This window comes from Catenuloplanes sp. NPDC051500, from assembly GCF_044454585.1.
In the GTDB taxonomy this organism is placed as follows: domain Bacteria; phylum Actinomycetota; class Actinomycetes; order Mycobacteriales; family Micromonosporaceae; genus Catenuloplanes.
Genome location: NZ_JBITDX010000003.1, coordinates 319,189 through 338,777, shown reverse-complemented (window position 1 = coordinate 338,777; position 19,589 = coordinate 319,189). Strand labels below are relative to the sequence as shown.

Sequence of the window (19,589 nt, the reverse complement as noted above, 5' to 3'; positions counted from 1 at the left end):
GCTAGGACCACGGAAGGCGAATCCGTCGTGATGCCGGTAGCGCCTGGTGACACGGTGGAGCTCCGGCCGGCCGACCTGTTCGGTGTTTCAGGCGTCTCACCATTGGTACTGATCGTGCGGGAGATCGGCCAGCACCACCCTCGGCTGGAATGGGTACGCATCGTCGGCACCGAGGTCGGCCCCGACGGCAGCATGGCATATGCCGAGCGCGTGGTCCTGGCACGCGTGGAGGCCCTGCGCGATGCGAGGCGCCCGGTCGGATGGCTCCCGTGATCGCTACGTTGGAGCATCCGGGCTGGTGGCTGACCGCCGGACAGTGGGACGAATTGGCCGGGCTCCTCGCTGCTGAGCTGCGCCAGAACGCGGAGAGCTACCGCCCGCCGAAACCGGGCCGGTAATTCGCCTAGCCGAGGAGTGAGTACGTGCGCAGTGACTGGAACGTTCTGCCTGAAGCCGCGACCAGGAAGATCTCCGAATGGATGGCGGGCGACTACAGCGTGATCCCGGCTCCGGATGGAGACCACGCGGAGATCGCTGCGGCCGTCACCGGGCCGAACGGCCGGGCTTTCATCAAGGCGGCTTCCACCGATCTGGGCGTCCGGTCACTGCGCTATGAGTTGAAGGCGAACGAGTCAGTGGCGGCAATCCTTCGATATCCGCCCGCGGTCACATGCTCCTTTGAAGTGGAAGGCTGGCTGCTTGTGGGTACCGAGCACCTCGACGGAGCCCACCCCGACCTGTCGCCCGGCAGCCCCGACCTCGACCTGCTCGAGCGGGCGCTGACAGACCTTCAGCGGACGCCCGCGCCGGCCGGCGAGTGGCACAGCGCCAAGTCCCGGCTCGGGTTCTTCCACCCGGCGATGGCCGGCGAGATGCTCGTCCACTCCGACCTCAATCCGTCCAACCTGATCATCGCCGCGAGCGGCCTGCGGATCGTCGATTGGGCCTACACGACAAGGGCGGCATCGTGGGTCGAGCTGGCACTGCTGGTGCAGTGGCTGGTCGGTAGCGGCCACACCGCTGAACAGGCGGAAAACTGGTTGGCCCGGTTCCCCGCTTGGTCGACCGGTCAGGAAGCCTTGGACGAGTTCGCGACGAGGAACGCCGCGAAGTGGGTGGCCAAGTCCCGGCAGAGCGCTGAGAAGTGGGTGCATGACCTCGCGGTCTGGACCAGCGAATGGGCGAGCTACCGGCGCTAGGGGTGTATCTCCAGCCGTTACTTCCTGATCGCGTCACGCTGCCCACCGAGAGCGGGAAGGGCCGCGGCCGGTTGATCCGAAGATCCTTGGCGCTGCGCAGAACGACGAGGCGAACACCGCGGTGGTCAAGCGCCTCCGGGAGGGCGCGCTTGGATATCGAACGAACAAGCCCCTGGTCACCGAGGTGACCAGGGGCTTGACGTTACCGAGCCGCCTGACGGAATCGAACCGTCGACCTTGTTATTACGAGTAACACGCTCTACCGACTGAGCTAAGGCGGCAACGCCCACACAATATACGTCACGCGCCGAGACCACCTCCACCCGAATCCCCACCGGCGCGTTGCGGCAGGTCAGGGTCGGGATGGTTTCGGGTCGGGGTAGGTGGGAACCCGGTGGGCGAGCGAGACACCGGACCTGGAAGGGGCGAACTGATCATGAGTGCAGTGCTGGAGGGGAAGCGGGTCGCGTTTCTGGCGACTGACGGCTTCGAAGAGGTCGAGTACACCCAGCCGCGGCAGGCGGTGATCGACGCGGGTGGCACGCCGGTGCTGGTGTCGATCAAGTCTGGTGAGATCCAGGCGATGGAGCACATGGACAAGTCGAAGACGTACCCGGTGGATGAGGTCGTGGCGGAGGCCGGCGAGAAGGACTTCGATGCGCTTGTGCTGCCGGGCGGCGTCGCGAACCCGGACTTTCTGCGGACGGACGCGGACGCGGTGCGGTTCGTGCGGTCGTTCTTCGACGCGCAGAAGCCGGTGGCCGCGATCTGTCACGGGCCGTGGACGCTCATCGACGCCGGCGTGGTGGACGGGCGCATCCTGACGTCCTGGCCGAGCCTGCGCACGGACCTGGCGAACGCGGGTGCGACCTGGGTCGACGAGGAGGTCTACGTCGACCGGGGACTTGTGACCAGCCGCAACCCGGACGACCTCCCGGCGTTCTGCGAGAAGATGGTCGAGGCGATCGCGGCCGGGCCGCACGACCGCCAGCACGCCTAGTCGATCTCCAGGACCGTCAGCGAGCCGGTGGCGTACGACGAGCGCACCTGCTTCTTGTCGAACTTGCCGACCGACGTCTTCGGGACCGCGGGGATGAACGCCCACCGCTCCGGCAGCTGCCACTTCGCGACCCGCTCGGACAGGAAGTCGCGGAGTTGCGCGGCCTCGGCCGTGGCGCCCTCGCGGAGCACGACTGTGGCGAACGGGCGCTCACCCCAGCGGTCGTCGGGTACGCCGACCACGCATGCCTCAAGGACCGCGGGGTGGGCCATGAGCAGGTTCTCCAGCTCGACCGAGGAGATCCACTCGCCGCCGGACTTGATCACGTCCTTGGCGCGGTCGGTGAGCCTGAGGAAGCCGTCCGCGGAGAGTGTGCCGACGTCGCCGGTACGCAGCCAGCCGCCCCGGAACTTGTCCGGGTCGGTCTCGTCGTCGCTGAAGTAGCCGGCGGTGACCCACGGGCCGCGTACCTCCAGCTCACCGACGGACTCGCCGTCAGCCGGCATGACCTCGCCGAGCGGCCCGACGATCCGGGCCGCGACGCCGGCGGGCACCCGGCCCTGCGAGTAGCGGTAGGCCCACTCGTCGTCGCCGGTGACGCCGGCCGGCGGGCGGGAGACGGAGCCGAGCGGCGACATCTCGGTCATGCCCCAGGCGTGCACGATCTGGATGCCGTACCGCTCCTGGAACGCGTGCATGAGCGCGGGTGGGCAGGCGGAGCCGCCCACGATCACCTCGGACAGCGAGGACGTGTCGGTCTCGTTGGCGTCCAGGAAGGTGAGCAGGTCGGTCCAGATGGTGGGCACGGCCGCGGCCTTTGTCGGGCGCTCGGTGGCGATCATCGGGGCGATCGCGGCGCCGGCCATGAACCGGTCCGGCATGATCAGCGACGCGCCGGACATGAACGCCGCGTACGGCAGCCCCCAGGACATCGCGTGGAACATCGGCACGATCGCGAGGTACCTGTCGCGGGAGGTGAGCCCGAAGCCCTCCGGCGTGCAGATCTGCATCGAGTGCAGCCAGATGGAGCGGTGCGAGTAGGCCACGCCCCTGGGGTTGCCTGTGGTCCCGGACGTGTAGCAGAGCGCGGCCGCATCGTTCTCGTCCAGATCGGGCCACTCGAACGTCGTGGGGCGCCCCGCAAGCAGCGTCTCCCAGGAATGCACCTGCCACGGCCCCTCCGGTACGCCGGAGGTGGAGCCGTTGACCACCACGTGCTCGACAGTCTTCAGCGAGGGCAGCACTGCGGCCAGGAGCGGGACCAGCGTGTCGTCGACCAGGATCACCCGGTCCCCGGCATGGTTCGCGATGTAGATCAGCTGATCGGGGAAGAGCCGCGGGTTGAGCGTGTGCAGGACCGCGCCCATGCTCGGGACCGCGAAGTAGGCGATCAGGTGTTCCGCGTTGTTCCACATGACCGTGGCGACGCGCTGATCGCCTGTGACGCCGAGTTCGTCGCGCAGCGCGTGGGCCAGCCGGGCGGCTTCCGTACCCACCTGGGCATAGCTCTTCCGGCGCGAGCCGGCGCCTGTCCAGGTGGCGATGTCGGCGGTCCCGTGCACTGTGCTGCCGTGCTCCAGGAGGCGGGAGACGAGCAACGGCGCTGACATCATCGTGCTACGCATGTGACTCAAACTAAGTGGCCGGGGTCACAGTGCGGAAGCCCTCGGCCGTTGTGAAAAACTTCGGTCATGGTCAGCATTCCGTGGGCGGACTCGTATATGGGCCAGATTCGTGAGCTGGCCGGGGACCGGGTCCTGATGTTCATCGCCGCGCGCGCGGTGCTGCGCGACGATCAGGGCCGGGTGCTGCTGATCCAGCGGTCGGACAACGGTCACTGGGCGTTGCCGGCCGGTGCGATGGAGCTGGGCGAGTCGATCGAGCAGTGCGCCGTGCGTGAGGTGCAGGAGGAGACCGGGCTGAACGCGCGGGCGATCACGCCCTACGCGCTGTACTCCGGCCCGGACTACACGTTCACGAACATGTGGGGGCACACCTACCAGCACCTCGTCACCGGGTTCCGGGTCGACGAGTGGGACGGGGAACTGCAGCGCGTGACGGACGAGAGCCTTGACGCGAGGTGGGTGGACCTCGCCGCGCCGCCGTTCCCGATCCCGGGCACAGTCACCCGTACCATCGATGACCTGGTCGAATTCGAACGGACCGGCCGCTTCGTGATGAAGTGAAAAACCGCGTGCCCGGTCGCTGAGGATCGGGCATGATGCCGGAACGTGATGGATCTATCCCCGCTGCGGATCTCCCGGGACTTCCGGCTGATCTTCACCGGCTCCACGGTGTCAGGTCTCGGGTCGTTCATCAGCTTCGTCACGATCCCCTACCAGGTCGCCCAGATCACCCATGATCCGCTGCTTGTCGGGCTGCTCGGCCTCTGCGAGCTGGTGCCGCTGATCCTGATGTCGTTCGTCGGCGGTGCACTCGCCGACTACGTCGACAGGCGCAAACTCGTGCTTATCGGCGAGGTCGCGCTCTCCTCGCTCGCGCTGGTGCTGCTAATCAACTCGCTGCAGCCGGAGGCCAACCTGTGGGTGCTCTACCTGGTCGCCGGCCTGACCGCCGCGTTCGAAGGCATCCAGCGCCCGGCCATGGAGGGCCTGATCCCGCGCGTGGTGCCGCTTGAGAAGATCGCCGCCGCCACCGCGCTGAACTCGCTGAGCGGCCAGGTGCGCCAGCTCGCCGGCCCCGGCCTGGCCGGCATCCTGATCGCCACCGTGGACCTGCACTGGGTCTACGCGATCGACCTGGCCACGTTCGTGGTCTCGCTGATCTGTCTCTGGCTGGTCAAGGCCGTGCCCCCGCCGCCCGCCGCGGACCGCCCGTCGATCAGGTCCGTCGTCGACGGCCTGCGTTACGCGCGCAGCCGCCCGGAACTGCTCGGCACCTACCTGATCGACATCAACGCGATGTTCTTCGGCATGCCGTCCGCGCTCTACCCGTTCCTCGCGGACGACCTCGGTGGCCCCAAGGTGCTCGGCCTGCTCTACGCCGCGCCCGCGATCGGATCGATGCTTGCCACGCTCACCTCCGGCTGGACCGGGAAGGTGCACCGGCACGGCCTGATGGTGGTGCTTGCCGCCGGCGGCTGGGGCCTCGGCATCGTCGCCGCCGGCCTGGCGAACTCGTTGTGGCTTGTGGTGGCGGCCCTCGCGTTCGCCGGCGCGGCCGACATGATCTCCGGCCTGTTCCGGATGACGATCTGGAGCCAGACCATCCCGGACCATCTGCGCGGCCGCCTCGCCGGCATCGAGATGATCTCCTACTCGGTCGGCCCGCTGCTCGGCGGCACCCGCGCCGGCCTGGTCGCCAAGGTCACCGGCGTCGGCGGCTCGATCGTCTCCGGCGGCGTGCTGTGCGTGCTCGGCACCGTCGCGCTGGCCGCCGCGCTCCCCACCTTCCTCCGCTACGACGGCCGCGACGGTCTGGAACGCAAACGCACCGCCGACGAGGCCTGGATCGCAGCAGCCGAAAACCGGTAAACAATTTTCCCGCTCTGCGGGTGGTCCGGCCCGCACGCTCCCGCGGGCCCCGGTCGGCCGCGGGCGGCCTTCCTTCCGGTTCCGCCGTGGACCGGTCCAGAGCCCTGGCGGGTAACCGAAGATCTCCCCGGCGGGCGCGGCCGGCAGGGCACCGGCGGTAGCGGCGGTCCCGGCCCGCCTGGACACGGGCGTCCGTGCAGCATGGAGTGACACCGAAGGTGCACTATGTAGGCGTGGCGCGTCACACCGGTACCCGAGTTTTGGTATATGCGGCCTCGGGTACCGACTGCGCGTAGGTCGATCTGGGAGCGGGTGACGATCGTGGAAAGCCGGCTGAAGGTCTCGGGGAACCCGGTTCACCTGATGCTCTTCATGGTGCCGATGGGCCTGTTCGTGACGGCCGTCATCTTCGATCTCTTCCACCTGATGGGCGGGCCGTCGCTGCTGGCGCTGGCCGGGTACTGGCAGGTGGTCGGCGGGCTGTTCGGCGCCGCGATCGCCGGGCTGGCCGGGATCGCCGACCTCATGTTCCTGCAGGCCGGTACGCGTGCGCGGCGGTTCGCCACCGCGCACGGGCTGATCAACGGTGGCGTACTGGCGATGTTCGCGGTGATCTGGCTGGTCCGGGTCGGCGATCCGCAGCGGGCCGCGGGTGCGGGCGTGGTGGTGTTCGAGATGCTGACACTCGTGCTCGGCGGGCTGGCCGCCTGGCTGGCCGGTGAGCTTGTGGACGGCGCGCCGGCCGAGGGTGACGCACGGCCGGTGACGATCCGCAGGCGCACGGTGCAGGCGCTCGGGGCGTTCGTCGGCGCGCGCTGACCGTGGTTAAGTTCTGATACGTGACCGTCGATCCCACTGAGGTGCCGGCCGAGGCGCAGCCGCGCATCAGGCCGCGCCCGGCTTCCCTCGATCCGCGCGAGCTCGGCTTCACGCCGCAGGCGCCGGTGCCCTGGCTCGCGCCGCTACTGCTGATCAACGCGGGTCTGCGTACCCTGCTGGCGTTCTTGTTCGGGGCTTATCTGGACAAACGGGAACTGCAGATCGCGCTCGGCCCGGTGCCCGACCACGACCACAGCGCCGGCGACGAGCTGTGGCTGGACTATGTGGCGGACCTGGGTGACGGGTTCGACTCCACCTATTCGATCGCCTACCTGCTGGCGCAGCCGGAGTTGCGGCCGGACGGTGTGGACCACCCGCTGCCACGCGGGCGGCTGCTGGTGATGGGCGGCGACCAGGTCTATCCGACGGCAAGCGGCGAAGCGTACGAGAACCGGTCGAAGGGACCCTACGAGGCCGCGATGCCGGCCCCGCCGGCCGAGGGGGAACAGCCGACGCTGTTCGCGGTGCCGGGCAACCACGACTGGTACGACGGGCTGACCGCGTTCCTGCGGCTCTTCGCCCGCAAGCGCGACGCGGAGTTCGGCGGGTGGCGGACCGAGCAGCGCCGCTCCTACTTCGCGGTCAAGCTGCCGCACGGCTGGTGGCTGCTCGGGCTGGACGAGCAGGCCGGCTCCTACATCGACGACCCGCAGCTCGAGTACTTCCAGCAGATCGCGGAGCGCATCCACCCGGACGACCGGATCATCCTCGCGGTACCGGCCCCCACCTGGGTCAAGGCCGCCGACCGGCCGGGCGCCTACGACTCCGTCGACTACTTCGTGCGCAAGGTGCTGGCCCCGACCGGCGCGCAGGTGCGCCTGATGCTCAGCGGCGACCTGCACCACTACGCGCGCTACTCCGGCGCGGACCGCGAGCTGATCACCTGCGGTGGCGGCGGCGCCTACCTGGTCGCCACCCACTCGCTGCCGGAGACGATCACGGTGCCGCCGCGTGACACGCTGGTCCGGCATGCAAGCACCCCCCGCGACTACGCGATCAAGGGGCGTTTCCCGACTGTGAAGGAGTCCCGGGCGTACACCTGGGGGATCTTCTGGCGTCTGCCGCACCGGAACCCGGGCTTCGCCACCTTCATCGGCATCGTGCACACCCTGCTCATGCTCACCATGAGCGGCGCCGTGCACGGCGAGGAATCATCGCCACAGCTCCTGACGCTCCCGCTCGGCCTGATGCTCGCCTTCATCCTCGCCGCCACGATCGCGTTCTCGAAACCCCCCAAGATCGGTCTGCGGGGGTACGCCAAGCACTGGCTGATCGGCATCGCGCACGGCCTGGCGCACGTGGCCCTGGGCGCGCTCGGCACCTGGCTCTGGCTGAACAGCCCGCTCGCCACCTGGGAGTGGCAGGTCGTCACCGCCGCCGTCATCTACGGCCCGATAGCGGGCTTCGCCGGTACCGAACTGCTCGCGCTCTACCTGGTCATCGCGAGCCTCTTCACAGTCAACCTGAACGAACTCTTCGCCGGCCAGAGCATCGACGACTCCAAGTCCTTCCTCCGCCTGCACATCGCCCCCGACGGCACCCTGACCGTCTACCCCATCGCTCTCCGCAGGGTGAACCGCCGCTGGACCGCCACACCCAACGCCCCCGCCCACTCCCCCTGGATCGAGCCCACCACTCCTCTCCGCCCCCACCTCGCCGAAGAGCAGCCGATCAGGATCTAGGCCGTTCCAGGCGGATCAGCGAGGACAGGTCTATCTCCACATCCTGACCCGCGATGGTGACCACGACCCGCGGCCGATCCCCGGCGGCTGCCAGATAGCCGGCGAGAGTCGACAGCAGCATGTCGGGGCGGCTTTCGATGCGGCTGATCTCCGACTGGGCGACGCCCATGAGCTTGGCCAACTCGACCTGCGTGAGGTCGGCGGCCTTCCGGATGGAGGCAAGGTTCTCGGCGTACTGACGATCGGCCTCGGCCATCTCGCCGCGGATGCGGCCGACTCGCTCGGACGCACCACGCCGGGCCTTGAGCCGTGCCAGCCGCGCCTGCGCCGCCTCGGTCCCCACCAGGGCATCCGGCTGCTGATCGTTCATCCCCTGCCTCCGTCCGTCGCCTTCAGAAAAGCCGATATCACCTGGTCAGCTCGACTGCCCACGCTGTCGTAGAAGATGTCACCCATGATCGCCTTGTTGTTGGCGAACAGCACGATGACCGGCGGCGCCTCGGGCGGGAACCAGACGATCAAGCGAATCGCGATGTCCTCTCGATAGGGATGAGACAGCCGCCAGACCTCATGCCTGCGGGACTGGCGCACGCGTTTGAGGGTCGGGGTCTCCTCGGTCGGCACTTCCTTCAGATCTTGGAGGTATTCCAACTGGGAGGTAACGAGATCGAGTTGCTCCTGAGCCCTGCCGAGCCCGCGCGCCGCCCTCTGCTCGAGTTCGTCGAGCCAGGCGTCGAAGGATCTGGACCAGTCAATCTCCACCGGAAGAATATAGCATCAACAGCATATTACCAGTGAAGTTGATCACTATCCGAAGCGGAAAGCCCTCAGGAGCCTTGCGGGTACGTGGCGTCGTGGGCCTGGCGGGGGCCGCAGACGGAGGCGCGGGAGCAGGAGCAGCGGGAACCGTCGGAGTCGAGGCGGACGGTGACCTCGTCGCGGGGGACGCTGTGGCCGACGACCTTGCCGTCGCCGTGGTCGGTGGTGACGCGCGAGCCGACGGCGGGGGCGGTGGCCTGGAACTTCTGATATAGAGGATGTTCATATTTGAGGCAACACATGAGGCGGCCGCAGGCGCCGGAGATGCGCAGGGGATTGAGGGGGAGCTCCTGGTCCTTGGCCATGCGGATGGTCACCGGCTCGAAGTCCGTGAGGAAGGTGGCGCAGCACAGGTCACGGCCGCAGGAGCCGATGCCGCCCTGGACGCGGGCCGAGTCGCGGGCGGAGAGCTGGCGAAGCTCGACGCGGCAGTGCAGGGTGGCGCCGAGGTCGCGGACCAGGGAGCGGAAGTCGACGCGGTGCGGCGCGGTGAAGTAGATGGTGGTGCGGGCGCCGCCGTTGCCACCCGTCGACTCCAGGACGTGGTCGATCGCCACGACCTTCATCGGGAGGTTGTGCTCGCGGATCAGGCGCTTCGCGGCGACCTTGGCCTCGGCCTTGCGACGGCGCTGATTCTCGTCGCGTTGGAGGTCCGTCTCGGTGGCCAGGCCGGCCAGCCGGGGGAAGCCGTCGGTCTCCTCGGTCACCCACTGGGCCGCCCAGATGCACTCGGCGACCTCAGGCCCGTCGTCGGTGGGCACCAGCACCTTATCGCCCACGACGGGTCGCAAATCGCCCGGATCGAGGTAATACAGGCGCCCATAACGGTTGAAACTCACCGCACACAGCATCCCCATCCCCTCACCCTACGTTGTTGGCCGGGCATCGGGGAGTGCCGAATCTCGCGTCAATTTGTCCCAGTCGATACGTTCAGGCATCCTCCGGCGTCTGTCCAGTCAGGACAGTGCCCGCGCCCGTGACCGACCACGCGCCCGGACGGTTGGACGGGTGTTCACAGGACCTGCGGGGGGTGCAGGAAACGGCGGCGGTGTCACGGCCGGAGCGGATCTTGGCACCAGCCACCCCGCCCGCGACGCCGCCGCCTTCTTTCCCGCCCTTCGGCCTCGCCGCAGCCCGGCATCCCGCGTCGATACAGCGCTTACCATCAGCGCTGTGCCGGACATCGACCTCGACAGACCTTCCACGCTCCGGGAGACGCGCCCCGCCACCACCACGCGGGTCACGCTGCTGATCGCCCTCTCGCTCCTGGCCGGGTACCTGCCGCCGTTCGGGCAGCCCGCACGGCCCGCGTCCGGACACCCCGTCTCCGGACCGATCCGGGCATGCGGTGACAGCGACGGATTGCCGGCCCGGCCGATCGCGCCGCGGCCACTCGAGCCCGGCGAGCGGCGCTCGTTCGTCGTGCTCGATTCCGCGACCGGCGAGGCGATCTGCGGGGGCTGAGGTTTCGGGGGCTATTGGGGCTCGGAGGTGAGGGTGCGGCCGTTGACGTGGTGGAAGGCGGCGGTGATGAGGTCGCGCAGCGCCTCGCTGTCGACGTCGGCCAGGCGTTTGATGTAGAGGCAGGACTTGCCTGTGGAGTGCGGGCCGAGGCGGGCCAGCAGCTCGTCGTAGCCGTCGAAGCCGGGCATCAGGTAGAACGTGAGCGCGGCGCGGCGTGGGGAGAAGGCGACGGCGGGCCAGTCGCCGCTGCGGCCGGAGGCGTATTCGTAGCGGTAGGCGCCGAAGCCGATGATGCCGGTGCCCCACATGGACGGGCTGACACCTGTGACATCGGCCATCAGGGCGCAGGCGGTCTCTGCGTCCTCGCGGCGGCGGGCGTCGGTTACGGCGGCCAGGAAGTCGGGCACGCTCGCCTGATTCTGCACGGTCTTCGCCATGGGACCACGCTAGGCCGGGCGGGCCCGATCCGTCGCACGGGCGCGCGCAGCGAATCAGTAACGGGCCCGCAGGATGCCGCTGTCCGGTGGGGACGGTGGCTCGTCGCCGGGCTCGTGGTAGCCGATGCCGGCCAGGCGGTCGGTCCACTCCGCGTGAAGTGACTCGCCGGTCTCGACGACGTCCGCGACGACGGCCAGCACCCGGGCGGCGATCTCTGCGGCTGCGGTCGCCACCTCCAGCTCGCGGTCGGGCGACGCGGCGGGGCAGGCCGTGACAAGCGTGACCGCCTCGGCGGAGGCCAGCGACGCGGCGAGGACCGAGGCGAGGCCGGTACGGGACGCGGCGATCCAGGCGCCGAGCGCGGCCGTGTAGTCCGCGGTGGCGTGCAGGTGGCCGGCCAGGCTGGCGCCGCCACCGGCCAGGTGGTCGGCGAGTCCGGCCCGGTAGCGCTCGAAGGCCTGTGCGCCCGCGCCTTCCCAGTCGCGGGGTGTGCCGATTGCGGCGCGGGCGTCCGCGTACTCCCGGCCGACCTGGCGCAGGGACGTGCCGGCGGCGAGCAGCGGGGCGGGGCGCAGCGCGACGATCGCCTCGACGGACGGCAGGGTGAGCGCGCCGAGGCGGCGCAGCAGTGGCCAGAGCGGGTGCTCGGTGGGAGCGCCGTGGGCGTGGAGGGCGTCGTCGACCCGCCGGAGCAGGTCCGCGGCGGGTTCGGCTAAGGCGTCCAGCTGGTCCATCTCAGGAAATGCCTCGATAAATCGGTTGTAATGGGATCAACGGAAACGGACGGCGGCGACCTGGTCCGCCTCGGCGTAGGCGGACGCCGCGATGCGCAACGACTCGGCCGCTCCGGCGAGGCGGGCGGCGGTGGAGGCGGCCTCACGGGCGTGCCCCTCCACCACGCGGGTCCACTGGGTGCTCAGCGAGCGGTGCAGCTCGCCCAGGCGGCCGGGCGCGTCAACGCTGATCCAGGTGGCGGTCTCCACATCGACGAGTTTCCGGTACGCCGAGTCGAGGGTCGAGGCGGCGTCGTCGAGCCGGTCGGCGGCCTCGCGCATGCTCTCCATCGGTGGCTCCCTCAGTCGTGGAACGGATGAGACCGCTCAGTCGGTCAGGGACGGGTAGTCCACGAAGGCCTCGGCGCGGAGTTTCTCCCTGGCCCAGCGCGCCGCCTCGGTGGCGGCGGTGACCGCACCGGTGAGCGCGGCGGACAGGTCCCGGTTGGTGCGGCCGTGCAGCGCGCCGAGCACCCGCACGTCCGTGATGTCACCGGCCGCGGTGACGTCGACCTCCACCGTGCCGTCCGAGGAGCGGACGGTCACGGCGACCGCCTGCGCGGCCCGGTCGAACTCAGCCTGTGCGGCCTGAATTCGGCGATAGCGCGCGATGGCCTCGTCGACCCACGCCTCGTCGATTTCGCGGGGCATTCACGGCTCCCTCACCGAATGTGCGCCCTCCGTTACGGGTGAGCACATTACCTGTGAACGGCCGCCGATGTAATCCCCAACCCCGCAGGGCTAGCGCGAATCGCAAATCCCATCACATCGAAAACCATACATCTATTCATCCGCGCCAGAGTGACAGCATCATCGCCTCCACCGCGATCCGCGGCTTGACGTTGAGCGTGATCGCCTCGCGGCAGCTGAGCACGGCCTCCAGGCGGCGCAGCGTGCTCTCCGCGGTCCACTTCGCGGCCGCGGCCTTCGCGTTCGCCTCGGTGTCGCCGTGTACCGGGCGGACCGGCGCGCCGAACTGGGCGGCCAGCACGTCCCGGTAGAAGCCGGCCAGGTCGACAAGCGCCCGGTCCAGCGCGTCCCGCTGTGCCCTGGTGGCCCGCGACTTCTGCCGCTTCTCCAGCTCCTTCAGCTGGCCGGCCGCGCCGCGCATCGCCCCGGCGGCGCCGCGGCCGGTGCCGCCCGCGCCGAGCGCGCGCTCCAGGTCGGCGCGCTCGGTGCCGTCCATCGCGACGACCAGCGCGGCCGCCTCCGCCTCGGCGGACTCGATAAGCGCGGACGCGGCGTCGAAGCAGGCACCCACGCTTGTGAGCTTGCGGGGCACGGTGAGCACCGCCTCGCGCCGCTTGCGCACCTCCGGGTCGCCGGCCAGCCGCCGGGCCAGCTCGACGTCGCCCTGCGCGGCCGCGGCGGCCCACACTGCCACGTCCGGCGCGACGCCCTGGCCCTCGGTGAGCGCGGCGGCCAGCGCCTCCGGCCGCGCCTGGACCAGCGGCACCACGCGGCAGCGCGAGCGGATGGTGACCGAGATGTCGTCCGGGTGGGTGGACGGTGTGCAGAGCAGGAAGACGGTCCGCGGTGAGGGCTCCTCGATCGCCTTGAGCAGCGCGTTTCCCGCGCCCTCGGTGAGCCGGTCCGCGTCCGAGACGACGACCACCTGCCAGCGTCCGCCGGACGGGGCGGTGCCGGCGCGCATCACAAGCGCCCGCATGTCCGCGACCGCGATGGACAGTCCTTCCGGCACCACCATCCGCACGTCCGCGTTGCTGCCGGCAAGCGTGGTGTGGCAGCCGGGGCACTCACCGCAGCCGACGCCGGTCCGGCACTGCAGCGCGGCCGCGAACGCGCGCGCGGCCTCCAGCCGGCCGGAGCCGGGCGGGCCGGTGACGATCCAGGCGTGGGTCATCGCGCCGGTACGGGCACCGGGCTGCGCGTTCTCTTCCACGCCCAGACCCCGGCCGGCTCTGACCAGCGCGTCCGCCTCGGCGGCCGCACGCCGGAATGTCACGGTGGCCGCGTCCTGGCCCACAAGCGCCGCGAAGACGTCCATCAGGCGGCGGTCCTCTCCAGATCGTCGGATTCCCGGGTCATTCCGAGCACCCGGGCCACGACGTCCCCGGCCAGTTCGTCAGGCGGGTGGGAGGCGTCGAGCACCAGGTAGCGGCGGGGGTCGGCGGCGGCGAGGTCGAGGAAGGCGTACCGCACGCGCTCGTGGAAGGCCAGCGCCTCGCTCTCCAGCCGGTCCGTGCCGTCGCCGCGGCCGACCGCGCGGGCCAGGCCCACCTGCGGGTCCACGTCGAGCAACACGACCAGGTCTGGCTTGAGCCCGCCGGTGGCCCAGGAGGAAAGCCAGGAGATCTCTTCAACAGGGAGGGTACGGCCCGCGCCCTGGTACGCAAGCGACGAGTCGATGTATCTGTCGCTGATCACCACCTCGCCGCGGGCAAGCGCCGGCCGGACCACTGTGGCGACGTGGTGGGCGCGGTCGGCCGCGTAGAGCAGCGCCTCCGCGCGCGGGGACGGCGGCGAGCCGTGCAGCACCAGGTTGCGGATCTCCGCGCCGATGTCGGTGGCACCGGGCTCGCGGGTGACCACCACGGTACGCCCGTGCGCGCGCAGTGCCTCGGCGAGCTGCTTGACCTGCGTGGACTTGCCCGCGCCCTCGCCGCCCTCGAAGACCACGAAGAGCCCGGCCGCGTGCCGGGGTTCGGCAGCGGAGAGCGGGCGCCCGCGCATCGAGCCCCACAGGTCGGCGAGCACCGGCACGCCGCGCTTGTCGTCCATCTGCCGGAACGCGCTGATCCCGGCCACGATGCCGACCGCGCCCGCGATCAGCAGCAGCGCGCGGGTGGAGGAGAACGAGACGCTCAGGCCGGCGATGTCCACCCGGCGGGAGCCGCCGGCGCCGACGATCACGCCGGAGAGCGCGATGGCGAGCATCAGGATCATGCGGGTGCCGGTGTTGACCACGGCGAAGACCCGGCCGCGCACGTCGTCGCCGATCTCGCCGCCGAGCAGCGTGGTGCCGGCCAGGAACGCCATGCCCGCGCCCGCGCCGACCATCAGCGCGCCGAGGATCGCCATCGCCAGGTGGATCGCGAACGCCAGGAACATCACGGACCCGGCGGCAAGCACGATGCTCATGCCGAACCAGCGGCGCCGGGACAGGTCGCGGATGATCACCGGGCCGAGGCCGATGCCGGCGCCGAGGCCGATGAAGAGCGTGCCGAAGAGCAGGTAGAACGCGGCGTCGCCGGCGCCGAGCGAGGCGGTGAAGAAGCGGGCGGTGCCGATCACGATGCCGCCACCGCCGAATGCGCCGAGGATGCCGAGCACCAGGCCGCGGACCATCGGGGTCTTGCCGACGTACTTCCAGCCGTCCACGAACTGGCCGAACATGCCCTGCTCGCGCGCCTCGTCACGGCGGTCGCCGCGGCCGCTGATCTCCTTGATGCCGAAGAAGACCACGATCGCGATGGCGAGGCGGGTGAACGCGTTGAAGTAGAGCGCCAGCTGGGCCGGTTCACCCCACGAGGGCGGCTGCGGGACGATGCCGGAGCGGACGAACGCGTCCAGGCCGGAGAGGCTGAGCGCCGCGATCACCGGGGTGATCCCGTAGGTGGTGATCAACGACAGCTGGTTGGAGATCTCCAGCCGGGCGCGGGGGATCAGGTTCGGGACCGCGGCCTCCTTGGCCGGGATCCAGATCAGCGTGATCGACTCGATCAGGAAGGTGGCGATCGCGGCCCAGGTGACGATCAGGCCGGGGTTGTCCACCACAAGCGCGGTCAGCGGGATGGACAGGAAGAGCAGGAACCGGAGGATGTCGCAGACGACCATGGTGAGACGGCGGTCGAACCGGTCGGCAAGCACGCCTGCCACCGGGCCGAGCACAAGCGCCGGGAGCAGTCGCACCGCGATCGTGGAGCCGAACACCAGGCCCTTCGCCGCCGAGCCGGTGACCTGCGCGGACGCGAAGATCGCGGTGGCCAGTAGGCCGAGCCAGTCGCCGAGCGAGGCGAACGCGAGCACGATCCACAGCCGCCGGAACGGCCTGATGCGCATGACCGATCGGAGCGCTTTCATCCCGGACAGGTCGACCTGTCCGCCCGCTTGAGTCTCGATGGCCGTACCTCCGCGTGCCGGCCCCTCGCTGGGCGCCCCCGGCAGAACACTCTAGTCGCGGGGCAGGTCACCCCTCGCCCCCAGTTTCCCCTGATCGATACCCCGAGTTCTCCCGTCGGAGGGTCAGCCATACGTGAAGGAGACTCGCATTGTCCGTCGGACACCGCTACCGTACGCACGTGCCCCCCTCGGACCGTGAAGCGCTGCGCGCGCGACTCGACCGCGCCACCGCGCACCTGGACCCGCCGATCGGCGTGGTCGATCTGGCCGCCTTCGACGCCAACGCGGACGCGCTGACCGCGCGCGCCGGCGGCAAACCCATCCGGGTCGCCGCGAAATCAGTGCGCTGCCGGGCGCTGCTGGAGCGGGCGCTGGCCCGGCCCGGCTGGTCCGGCGTGATGGCGTACACGCTGCCCGAGGCGATCTGGCTGGTCCGCTCCGGTGTGAGCGACGACGTGCTGGTCGCCTATCCGACGGTCAGCCGGCCGTCGATCGCCGAGCTGGGCGCGGACCCGAAGCTGGCGGCCGCGATCTCGATCATGGCGGACAGCCCGGCGCAGCTGGACCTGATGGACGCGGTCGCCGGTCCGGACCAGCGCGAGGAGATCCGCCTCTGCCTGGACCTGGACGCGTCGTGGCGGCCGCTCGGCGGGCGGCTGCACGTGGGTGTGCGGCGCTCGCCTGTGCACTCCGCCACGCAGGCAGGCCGGTTCGCCGAGCACGTGGCACGGCGCAAGGGCTTCCGGCTGGTCGGGCTGATGGCCTACGAGGCGCAGATCGCCGGGCTGGGTGACGCACCGCCACGGCAGGCCGCCCGGGGCGCGATCATCCGGGCCATGCAGAAGCGGTCCGGCGCGGAGCTGCTGCCCCGGCGGGTGGCCGCGGTGTCGGCCGTGCGCGCGCTGACCGACCTCGAGTACGTCAACGGTGGCGGCACCGGCAGCGTGGCCGCCACCGCGCAGGACCCGTCCGTCACCGAGGTGACCGCCGGATCCGGGCTCTACGGCCCGACGCTCTTCGACGCGTACCGCGCGTGGCAGCCGGAGCCGGCCGCGTTCTTCGGCCTGTCCGTGGTTCGGCGGCCCGCGGACGGCATCGCGACAGTGCTCGGCGGCGGCTGGGTGGCGTCCGGGCCCGCGGAGAAGAGCCGGCTGCCCCGGCCGTGGCTGCCGGAGGGTCTCAACTACGTCGGGACCGAGGGGCCGGGCGAGGTGCAGACGCCGCTGACCGGCCCGGCGGCCGACTCACTGAGCCCTGGCGACCGGGTCTGGTTCCGCCACGCCAAGGCCGGTGAGCTGTGTGAACACGTCAATGAACTGCACCTCGTCGAAGGAGACGCGGTGACCGCGACGGTGCCGACCTATCGCGGTGAGGGGCACGCGTTCCTGGGATAGGTCTTGGACGACGGGGGTGCGGCTGTGGTCGTACCCCCGCCTGATTGTGTCGTTGAGGTCGTTAAATGCCGACGTGGGACTGCAGGTAGTCCTTGATCAGCGTCTTGGACTCCTGGATGATCTGCGGGTCGCCGTCCGAATCGCGGCGGAAGGCCAGCTTGATCAGGGAGTCGGCGGTGGTGACCGCGATCTCCAGCGCGAACCGCAGCTTGGGCGTGTCCGCGACCTGGAACTGCCCGTGCAGCACCTCGGCGATCCGGTTGGCGATGACCACGTTGTTGTCGCGTTCCTCGTCAAGCAGGTGCACATCGACGACGTCGCCGAAGTGCAGCGTGCGGAACCCGGCGACGGTGCGGTGCATGCCGATGAATTCGTCTATCGCGGCGTCCACCCCGTCCCACCACTGGGCGAGGTTCCCGGCGGCGAACCGGGTGGACAGGCGATCGAGGTAGGCCTCCATGTTGCGCAGGGCGAGCGCCTGCACAATGGCCCGCTTGTCGGGGAAGAACTGATAGACCGAGCCGATGGCCACCTCGGCGCGCTCGGCGAGCAGGGTCGTGGTCAGTCCCTCGTATCCGACCTCGTCGACAAGCTCGGCACAGGCGTCGAGCATGCGCTGAACCCGCGCTACGCTGCGTCCCTGAACGGGCACACGGCGTAGGGGTCCGGCGGTGACAGCTGTTGTCGACACGCGTCGCAACTCCCTTTCGGCAGAGAGAAAACAAAGGTTACTCGGCTTAACGAGCGAGAAGCCGCAAGGTGTTTACTCTCCGTCCTGGTGCTGATATGAATTCAACTCACGTTAAGCGTGACACTGGGGGGCTGCCTTGACCCGCACCGCACCGGCACTGACTCGTCCCTGGTCGAACTGGGCAGGTAACCAGCAGGTCACGCCGCTTCGGGTAGCGATGCCGAGCAGCACCGACGAGGTCTCCGCACTGGTTCAGGATGCCGCCACGGAAGGGCGGCGCGTCAAGCCCGTCGGCACCGGCCACTCGTTCACCGCCGCCGCGCTTGCCGACGACATCCAGGTCGACCTGCGGAAGATGACCGGCCTGATCTCGGTCGACCGGGCGGCCCGGCTGGTCACCGTGCAGGCCGGCACCGATCTGTTCCTGCTCAACGAGGAGTTGGCGAAGCACGGCCTGGCCATGCCGAACCTCGGCGACATCAACGTGCAGACAATCGCCGGAGCGATCTCCACGGGTACGCACGGGACCGGCGCCGGATATGGCTGCCTCTCCACGTTCGTGGAGGGGTTGACGCTTGTCACGGGGTCGGGCGCGGTCGTGCGGTGCTCGGCGTCGGACGATCCGGACCTGTTCCACGCGGCCCGGGTGGGGATCGGGGCGCTCGGGGTGATCACCGAGGTGACGCTGCGCTGCGTGGACGCGTTCGTGCTCCGGGCGCACGAGGCACCGGAGCTGCTCACCGACGTGCTCGGCAGCCTGGACGAGCGGATCGCCGGGAACGACCACTTCGAGTTCTACTGGTACCCGTACACCGACCGGGTCCAGGCCAAGACGAACAACAAGGTGCCGCTTGACGACGCGCCGCTGAGCCCGTTCCGCGCCTGGCTGGACGACGAGTTCCTGTCCAACACGGTCTACGCCGGGGCCTGCCGGCTCGGCCGGGCCATCCCGGCGATGGTGCCCACGGTGCAGGCGGTCTCGGCCCGGGCGCTCACCGAGCGCACCTACACGGCCCGTTCCGACCGGGTCTTCTGCACGCCGCGGCGGGTCAAATTCACCGAGATGGAGTACGGCGTGCCCCGCGAGGCGCTGCCCGAGGCGCTGGCCGCGCTGCAGCACATCGTGGCGTCGATGCCGTTCATGGTGCAGTTCCCGGTGGAGATCCGGTTCACGGCGCCGGACGACATCTGGCTGTCGCACGGGTACGGGCGGGAATCGGCCTACCTCGCCATCCACCAGTACGTGGGCGCACCCTATGAGCCGTACTTCCGGGCGTTCGAGAAGGTGGCGGCGTCGCTTGGCGGGCGGCCGCACTGGGGCAAGCTGCACTATCGGGACGCGGCGTCGCTGCGTGAGGTGTACCCGCGGTTCGACGACTTCCTGGCGGTACGGGACCGGGTGGACCCGAGTCGTGTGCTCCAGAACGAGTACACGACCCGGGTACTCGGGGCCTAGGCACCGCCAGGTAGGCCTCCTCGTCGAGGCCGCCCGGAAACGCGCCTACCAGAACGCTGACCATGGTCGTGATCGAGTCCATGTGCATCACCTTCCGGCCGTGGCACGGCCGGGGCGGGGGGGGGGGGGGGGGGCCCGCCCCCCCCCCCCCCCCCCCCCCCCCCCCCCCGGCGGCGCCCCCCCCCCCCCCCCCCCCCGGCGGGGGGGGGGCCCGGGT

General features: G+C 70.1%; 22 protein-coding genes and 1 tRNA gene. 11 read left to right on the top strand and 12 right to left on the bottom strand.

Annotated elements, in window-relative coordinates:
- The first annotated feature begins 54 nt into the window (after positions 1-54).
- Genes ACIA8K_RS08115 through ACIA8K_RS08105 form a run of 3 tightly spaced genes read left to right on the top strand, consistent with a single transcriptional unit; the run spans position 55 to position 1,199 of the window.
- Complete coding sequence (locus tag ACIA8K_RS08115) at positions 55-273, top strand: hypothetical protein (protein ID WP_396056262.1); 219 nt, start codon at positions 55-57, stop codon at positions 271-273.
- Positions 270-398 (top strand): hypothetical protein, encoded by a 129-nt coding sequence (locus ACIA8K_RS08110; RefSeq protein WP_396056260.1) that lies wholly within the window; start codon positions 270-272, stop codon positions 396-398. Before ACIA8K_RS08115 ends, ACIA8K_RS08110 begins: the two co-directional genes overlap by 4 nt.
- A 24-nt stretch (positions 399-422) precedes the next feature.
- Positions 423-1,199 carry a phosphotransferase family protein gene (locus ACIA8K_RS08105; RefSeq protein ID WP_396056258.1) on the top strand — a complete coding sequence of 259 codons (777 nt, stop codon included), beginning with the start codon at positions 423-425 and terminating at the stop codon, positions 1,197-1,199.
- A gap of 208 nt (positions 1,200-1,407) precedes the next feature.
- Here the strand turns inward: ACIA8K_RS08105 and ACIA8K_RS08100 are convergent.
- Positions 1,408-1,480: transfer RNA gene (locus ACIA8K_RS08100), tRNA-Thr, on the bottom strand.
- A 155-nt stretch (positions 1,481-1,635) separates the two neighbouring features.
- Between ACIA8K_RS08100 and ACIA8K_RS08095 the strand changes: the two genes are divergently transcribed.
- Positions 1,636-2,199, top strand: coding sequence for a type 1 glutamine amidotransferase domain-containing protein (locus tag ACIA8K_RS08095; RefSeq protein WP_396056256.1), 564 nt, complete (start codon positions 1,636-1,638; stop codon positions 2,197-2,199).
- On the opposite strand, the gene ACIA8K_RS08090 is transcribed toward ACIA8K_RS08095, so the two are convergent.
- The gene (locus tag ACIA8K_RS08090; protein WP_396056253.1) at positions 2,196-3,824 is read right to left on the bottom strand and encodes a fatty acid--CoA ligase; all 1,629 of its coding nucleotides are present in this window, start codon (positions 3,822-3,824) and stop codon (positions 2,196-2,198) included. The genes ACIA8K_RS08095 and ACIA8K_RS08090 overlap by 4 nt on opposite strands.
- 66 nt (positions 3,825-3,890) lie before the next feature.
- Between ACIA8K_RS08090 and ACIA8K_RS08085 the strand changes: the two genes are divergently transcribed.
- From ACIA8K_RS08085 to ACIA8K_RS08070, 4 genes are all read left to right on the top strand, one after another.
- Positions 3,891-4,385, top strand: coding sequence for an NUDIX domain-containing protein (locus ACIA8K_RS08085; RefSeq protein ID WP_396056251.1), 495 nt, complete (start codon positions 3,891-3,893; stop codon positions 4,383-4,385).
- Between the two features lie 48 nt (positions 4,386-4,433).
- Complete coding sequence (locus ACIA8K_RS08080) at positions 4,434-5,693, top strand: MFS transporter (protein WP_396056722.1); 1,260 nt, start codon at positions 4,434-4,436, stop codon at positions 5,691-5,693.
- A gap of 312 nt (positions 5,694-6,005) precedes the next feature.
- Positions 6,006-6,512 carry a DUF2231 domain-containing protein gene (locus ACIA8K_RS08075; RefSeq protein ID WP_396056249.1) on the top strand — a complete coding sequence of 169 codons (507 nt, stop codon included), beginning with the start codon at positions 6,006-6,008 and terminating at the stop codon, positions 6,510-6,512.
- A 20-nt stretch (positions 6,513-6,532) separates the two neighbouring features.
- Complete coding sequence (locus tag ACIA8K_RS08070) at positions 6,533-8,254, top strand: metallophosphoesterase family protein (RefSeq protein WP_396056247.1); 1,722 nt, start codon at positions 6,533-6,535, stop codon at positions 8,252-8,254.
- On the opposite strand, the gene ACIA8K_RS08065 is transcribed toward ACIA8K_RS08070, so the two are convergent.
- The 3 genes from ACIA8K_RS08065 to ACIA8K_RS08055 all read right to left on the bottom strand — a co-directional run bounded on the left by ACIA8K_RS08065 (position 8,244) and on the right by ACIA8K_RS08055 (position 9,930).
- On the bottom strand, positions 8,244-8,624 hold the full coding sequence (locus ACIA8K_RS08065; protein ID WP_396056245.1) for a helix-turn-helix domain-containing protein: 381 nt from the start codon (positions 8,622-8,624) through the stop codon (positions 8,244-8,246). The genes ACIA8K_RS08070 and ACIA8K_RS08065 overlap by 11 nt on opposite strands.
- Entirely contained in the window at positions 8,621-9,016 is a 396-nt protein-coding gene (locus ACIA8K_RS08060) for a hypothetical protein (RefSeq protein ID WP_396056243.1), read from the bottom strand. Before ACIA8K_RS08060 ends, ACIA8K_RS08065 begins: the two co-directional genes overlap by 4 nt.
- 65 nt (positions 9,017-9,081) lie before the next feature.
- Positions 9,082-9,930: a stage 0 sporulation family protein gene (locus ACIA8K_RS08055; RefSeq protein WP_396056241.1), complete on the bottom strand. Its 849-nt coding sequence runs from the start codon at positions 9,928-9,930 to the stop codon at positions 9,082-9,084.
- 316 nt (positions 9,931-10,246) lie between these two features.
- On the opposite strand from ACIA8K_RS08055, the gene ACIA8K_RS08050 reads away from it, so the two are divergent.
- Positions 10,247-10,537 carry a hypothetical protein gene (locus ACIA8K_RS08050; protein WP_396056239.1) on the top strand — a complete coding sequence of 97 codons (291 nt, stop codon included), beginning with the start codon at positions 10,247-10,249 and terminating at the stop codon, positions 10,535-10,537.
- 11 nt (positions 10,538-10,548) lie between these two features.
- Here ACIA8K_RS08050 and ACIA8K_RS08045 read toward each other — a convergent pair whose 3' ends face one another.
- From ACIA8K_RS08045 to tmk, 6 genes are all read right to left on the bottom strand, one after another.
- Positions 10,549-10,974: a DUF1801 domain-containing protein gene (locus ACIA8K_RS08045; protein WP_396056237.1), complete on the bottom strand. Its 426-nt coding sequence runs from the start codon at positions 10,972-10,974 to the stop codon at positions 10,549-10,551.
- A 54-nt stretch (positions 10,975-11,028) separates the two neighbouring features.
- On the bottom strand, positions 11,029-11,709 hold the full coding sequence (locus ACIA8K_RS08040) for a hypothetical protein (protein ID WP_396056235.1): 681 nt from the start codon (positions 11,707-11,709) through the stop codon (positions 11,029-11,031).
- 36 nt (positions 11,710-11,745) lie between these two features.
- Positions 11,746-12,039 carry a hypothetical protein gene (locus ACIA8K_RS08035; protein ID WP_396056233.1) on the bottom strand — a complete coding sequence of 98 codons (294 nt, stop codon included), beginning with the start codon at positions 12,037-12,039 and terminating at the stop codon, positions 11,746-11,748.
- Between the two features lie 36 nt (positions 12,040-12,075).
- Positions 12,076-12,399, bottom strand: a complete 324-nt coding sequence (locus ACIA8K_RS08030; RefSeq protein ID WP_396056231.1) for a YbaB/EbfC family nucleoid-associated protein — start codon at positions 12,397-12,399, stop codon at positions 12,076-12,078.
- A 136-nt stretch (positions 12,400-12,535) separates the two neighbouring features.
- The gene (locus ACIA8K_RS08025; protein WP_396056720.1) at positions 12,536-13,759 is read right to left on the bottom strand and encodes a DNA polymerase III subunit delta'; all 1,224 of its coding nucleotides are present in this window, start codon (positions 13,757-13,759) and stop codon (positions 12,536-12,538) included.
- Entirely contained in the window at positions 13,756-15,771 is a 2,016-nt protein-coding gene (gene tmk, locus ACIA8K_RS08020) for a dTMP kinase (RefSeq protein WP_396056229.1), read from the bottom strand. Before tmk ends, ACIA8K_RS08025 begins: the two co-directional genes overlap by 4 nt.
- Before the next feature lie 239 nt (positions 15,772-16,010).
- Here tmk and ACIA8K_RS08015 point away from each other — a divergent pair, with 239 nt between their 5' ends.
- Entirely contained in the window at positions 16,011-17,225 is a 1,215-nt protein-coding gene (locus ACIA8K_RS08015; RefSeq protein ID WP_396056227.1) for an amino acid deaminase/aldolase, read from the top strand.
- Positions 17,226-17,286: 61 nt separating this feature from the next.
- Here ACIA8K_RS08015 and ACIA8K_RS08010 read toward each other — a convergent pair whose 3' ends face one another.
- Complete coding sequence (locus ACIA8K_RS08010) at positions 17,287-17,916, bottom strand: TetR family transcriptional regulator (protein ID WP_396056225.1); 630 nt, start codon at positions 17,914-17,916, stop codon at positions 17,287-17,289.
- Between the two features lie 136 nt (positions 17,917-18,052).
- On the opposite strand from ACIA8K_RS08010, the gene ACIA8K_RS08005 reads away from it, so the two are divergent.
- The gene (locus ACIA8K_RS08005) at positions 18,053-19,372 is read left to right on the top strand and encodes a D-arabinono-1,4-lactone oxidase (RefSeq protein ID WP_396056223.1); all 1,320 of its coding nucleotides are present in this window, start codon (positions 18,053-18,055) and stop codon (positions 19,370-19,372) included.
- Positions 19,373-19,589: the final 217 nt, after the last annotated feature.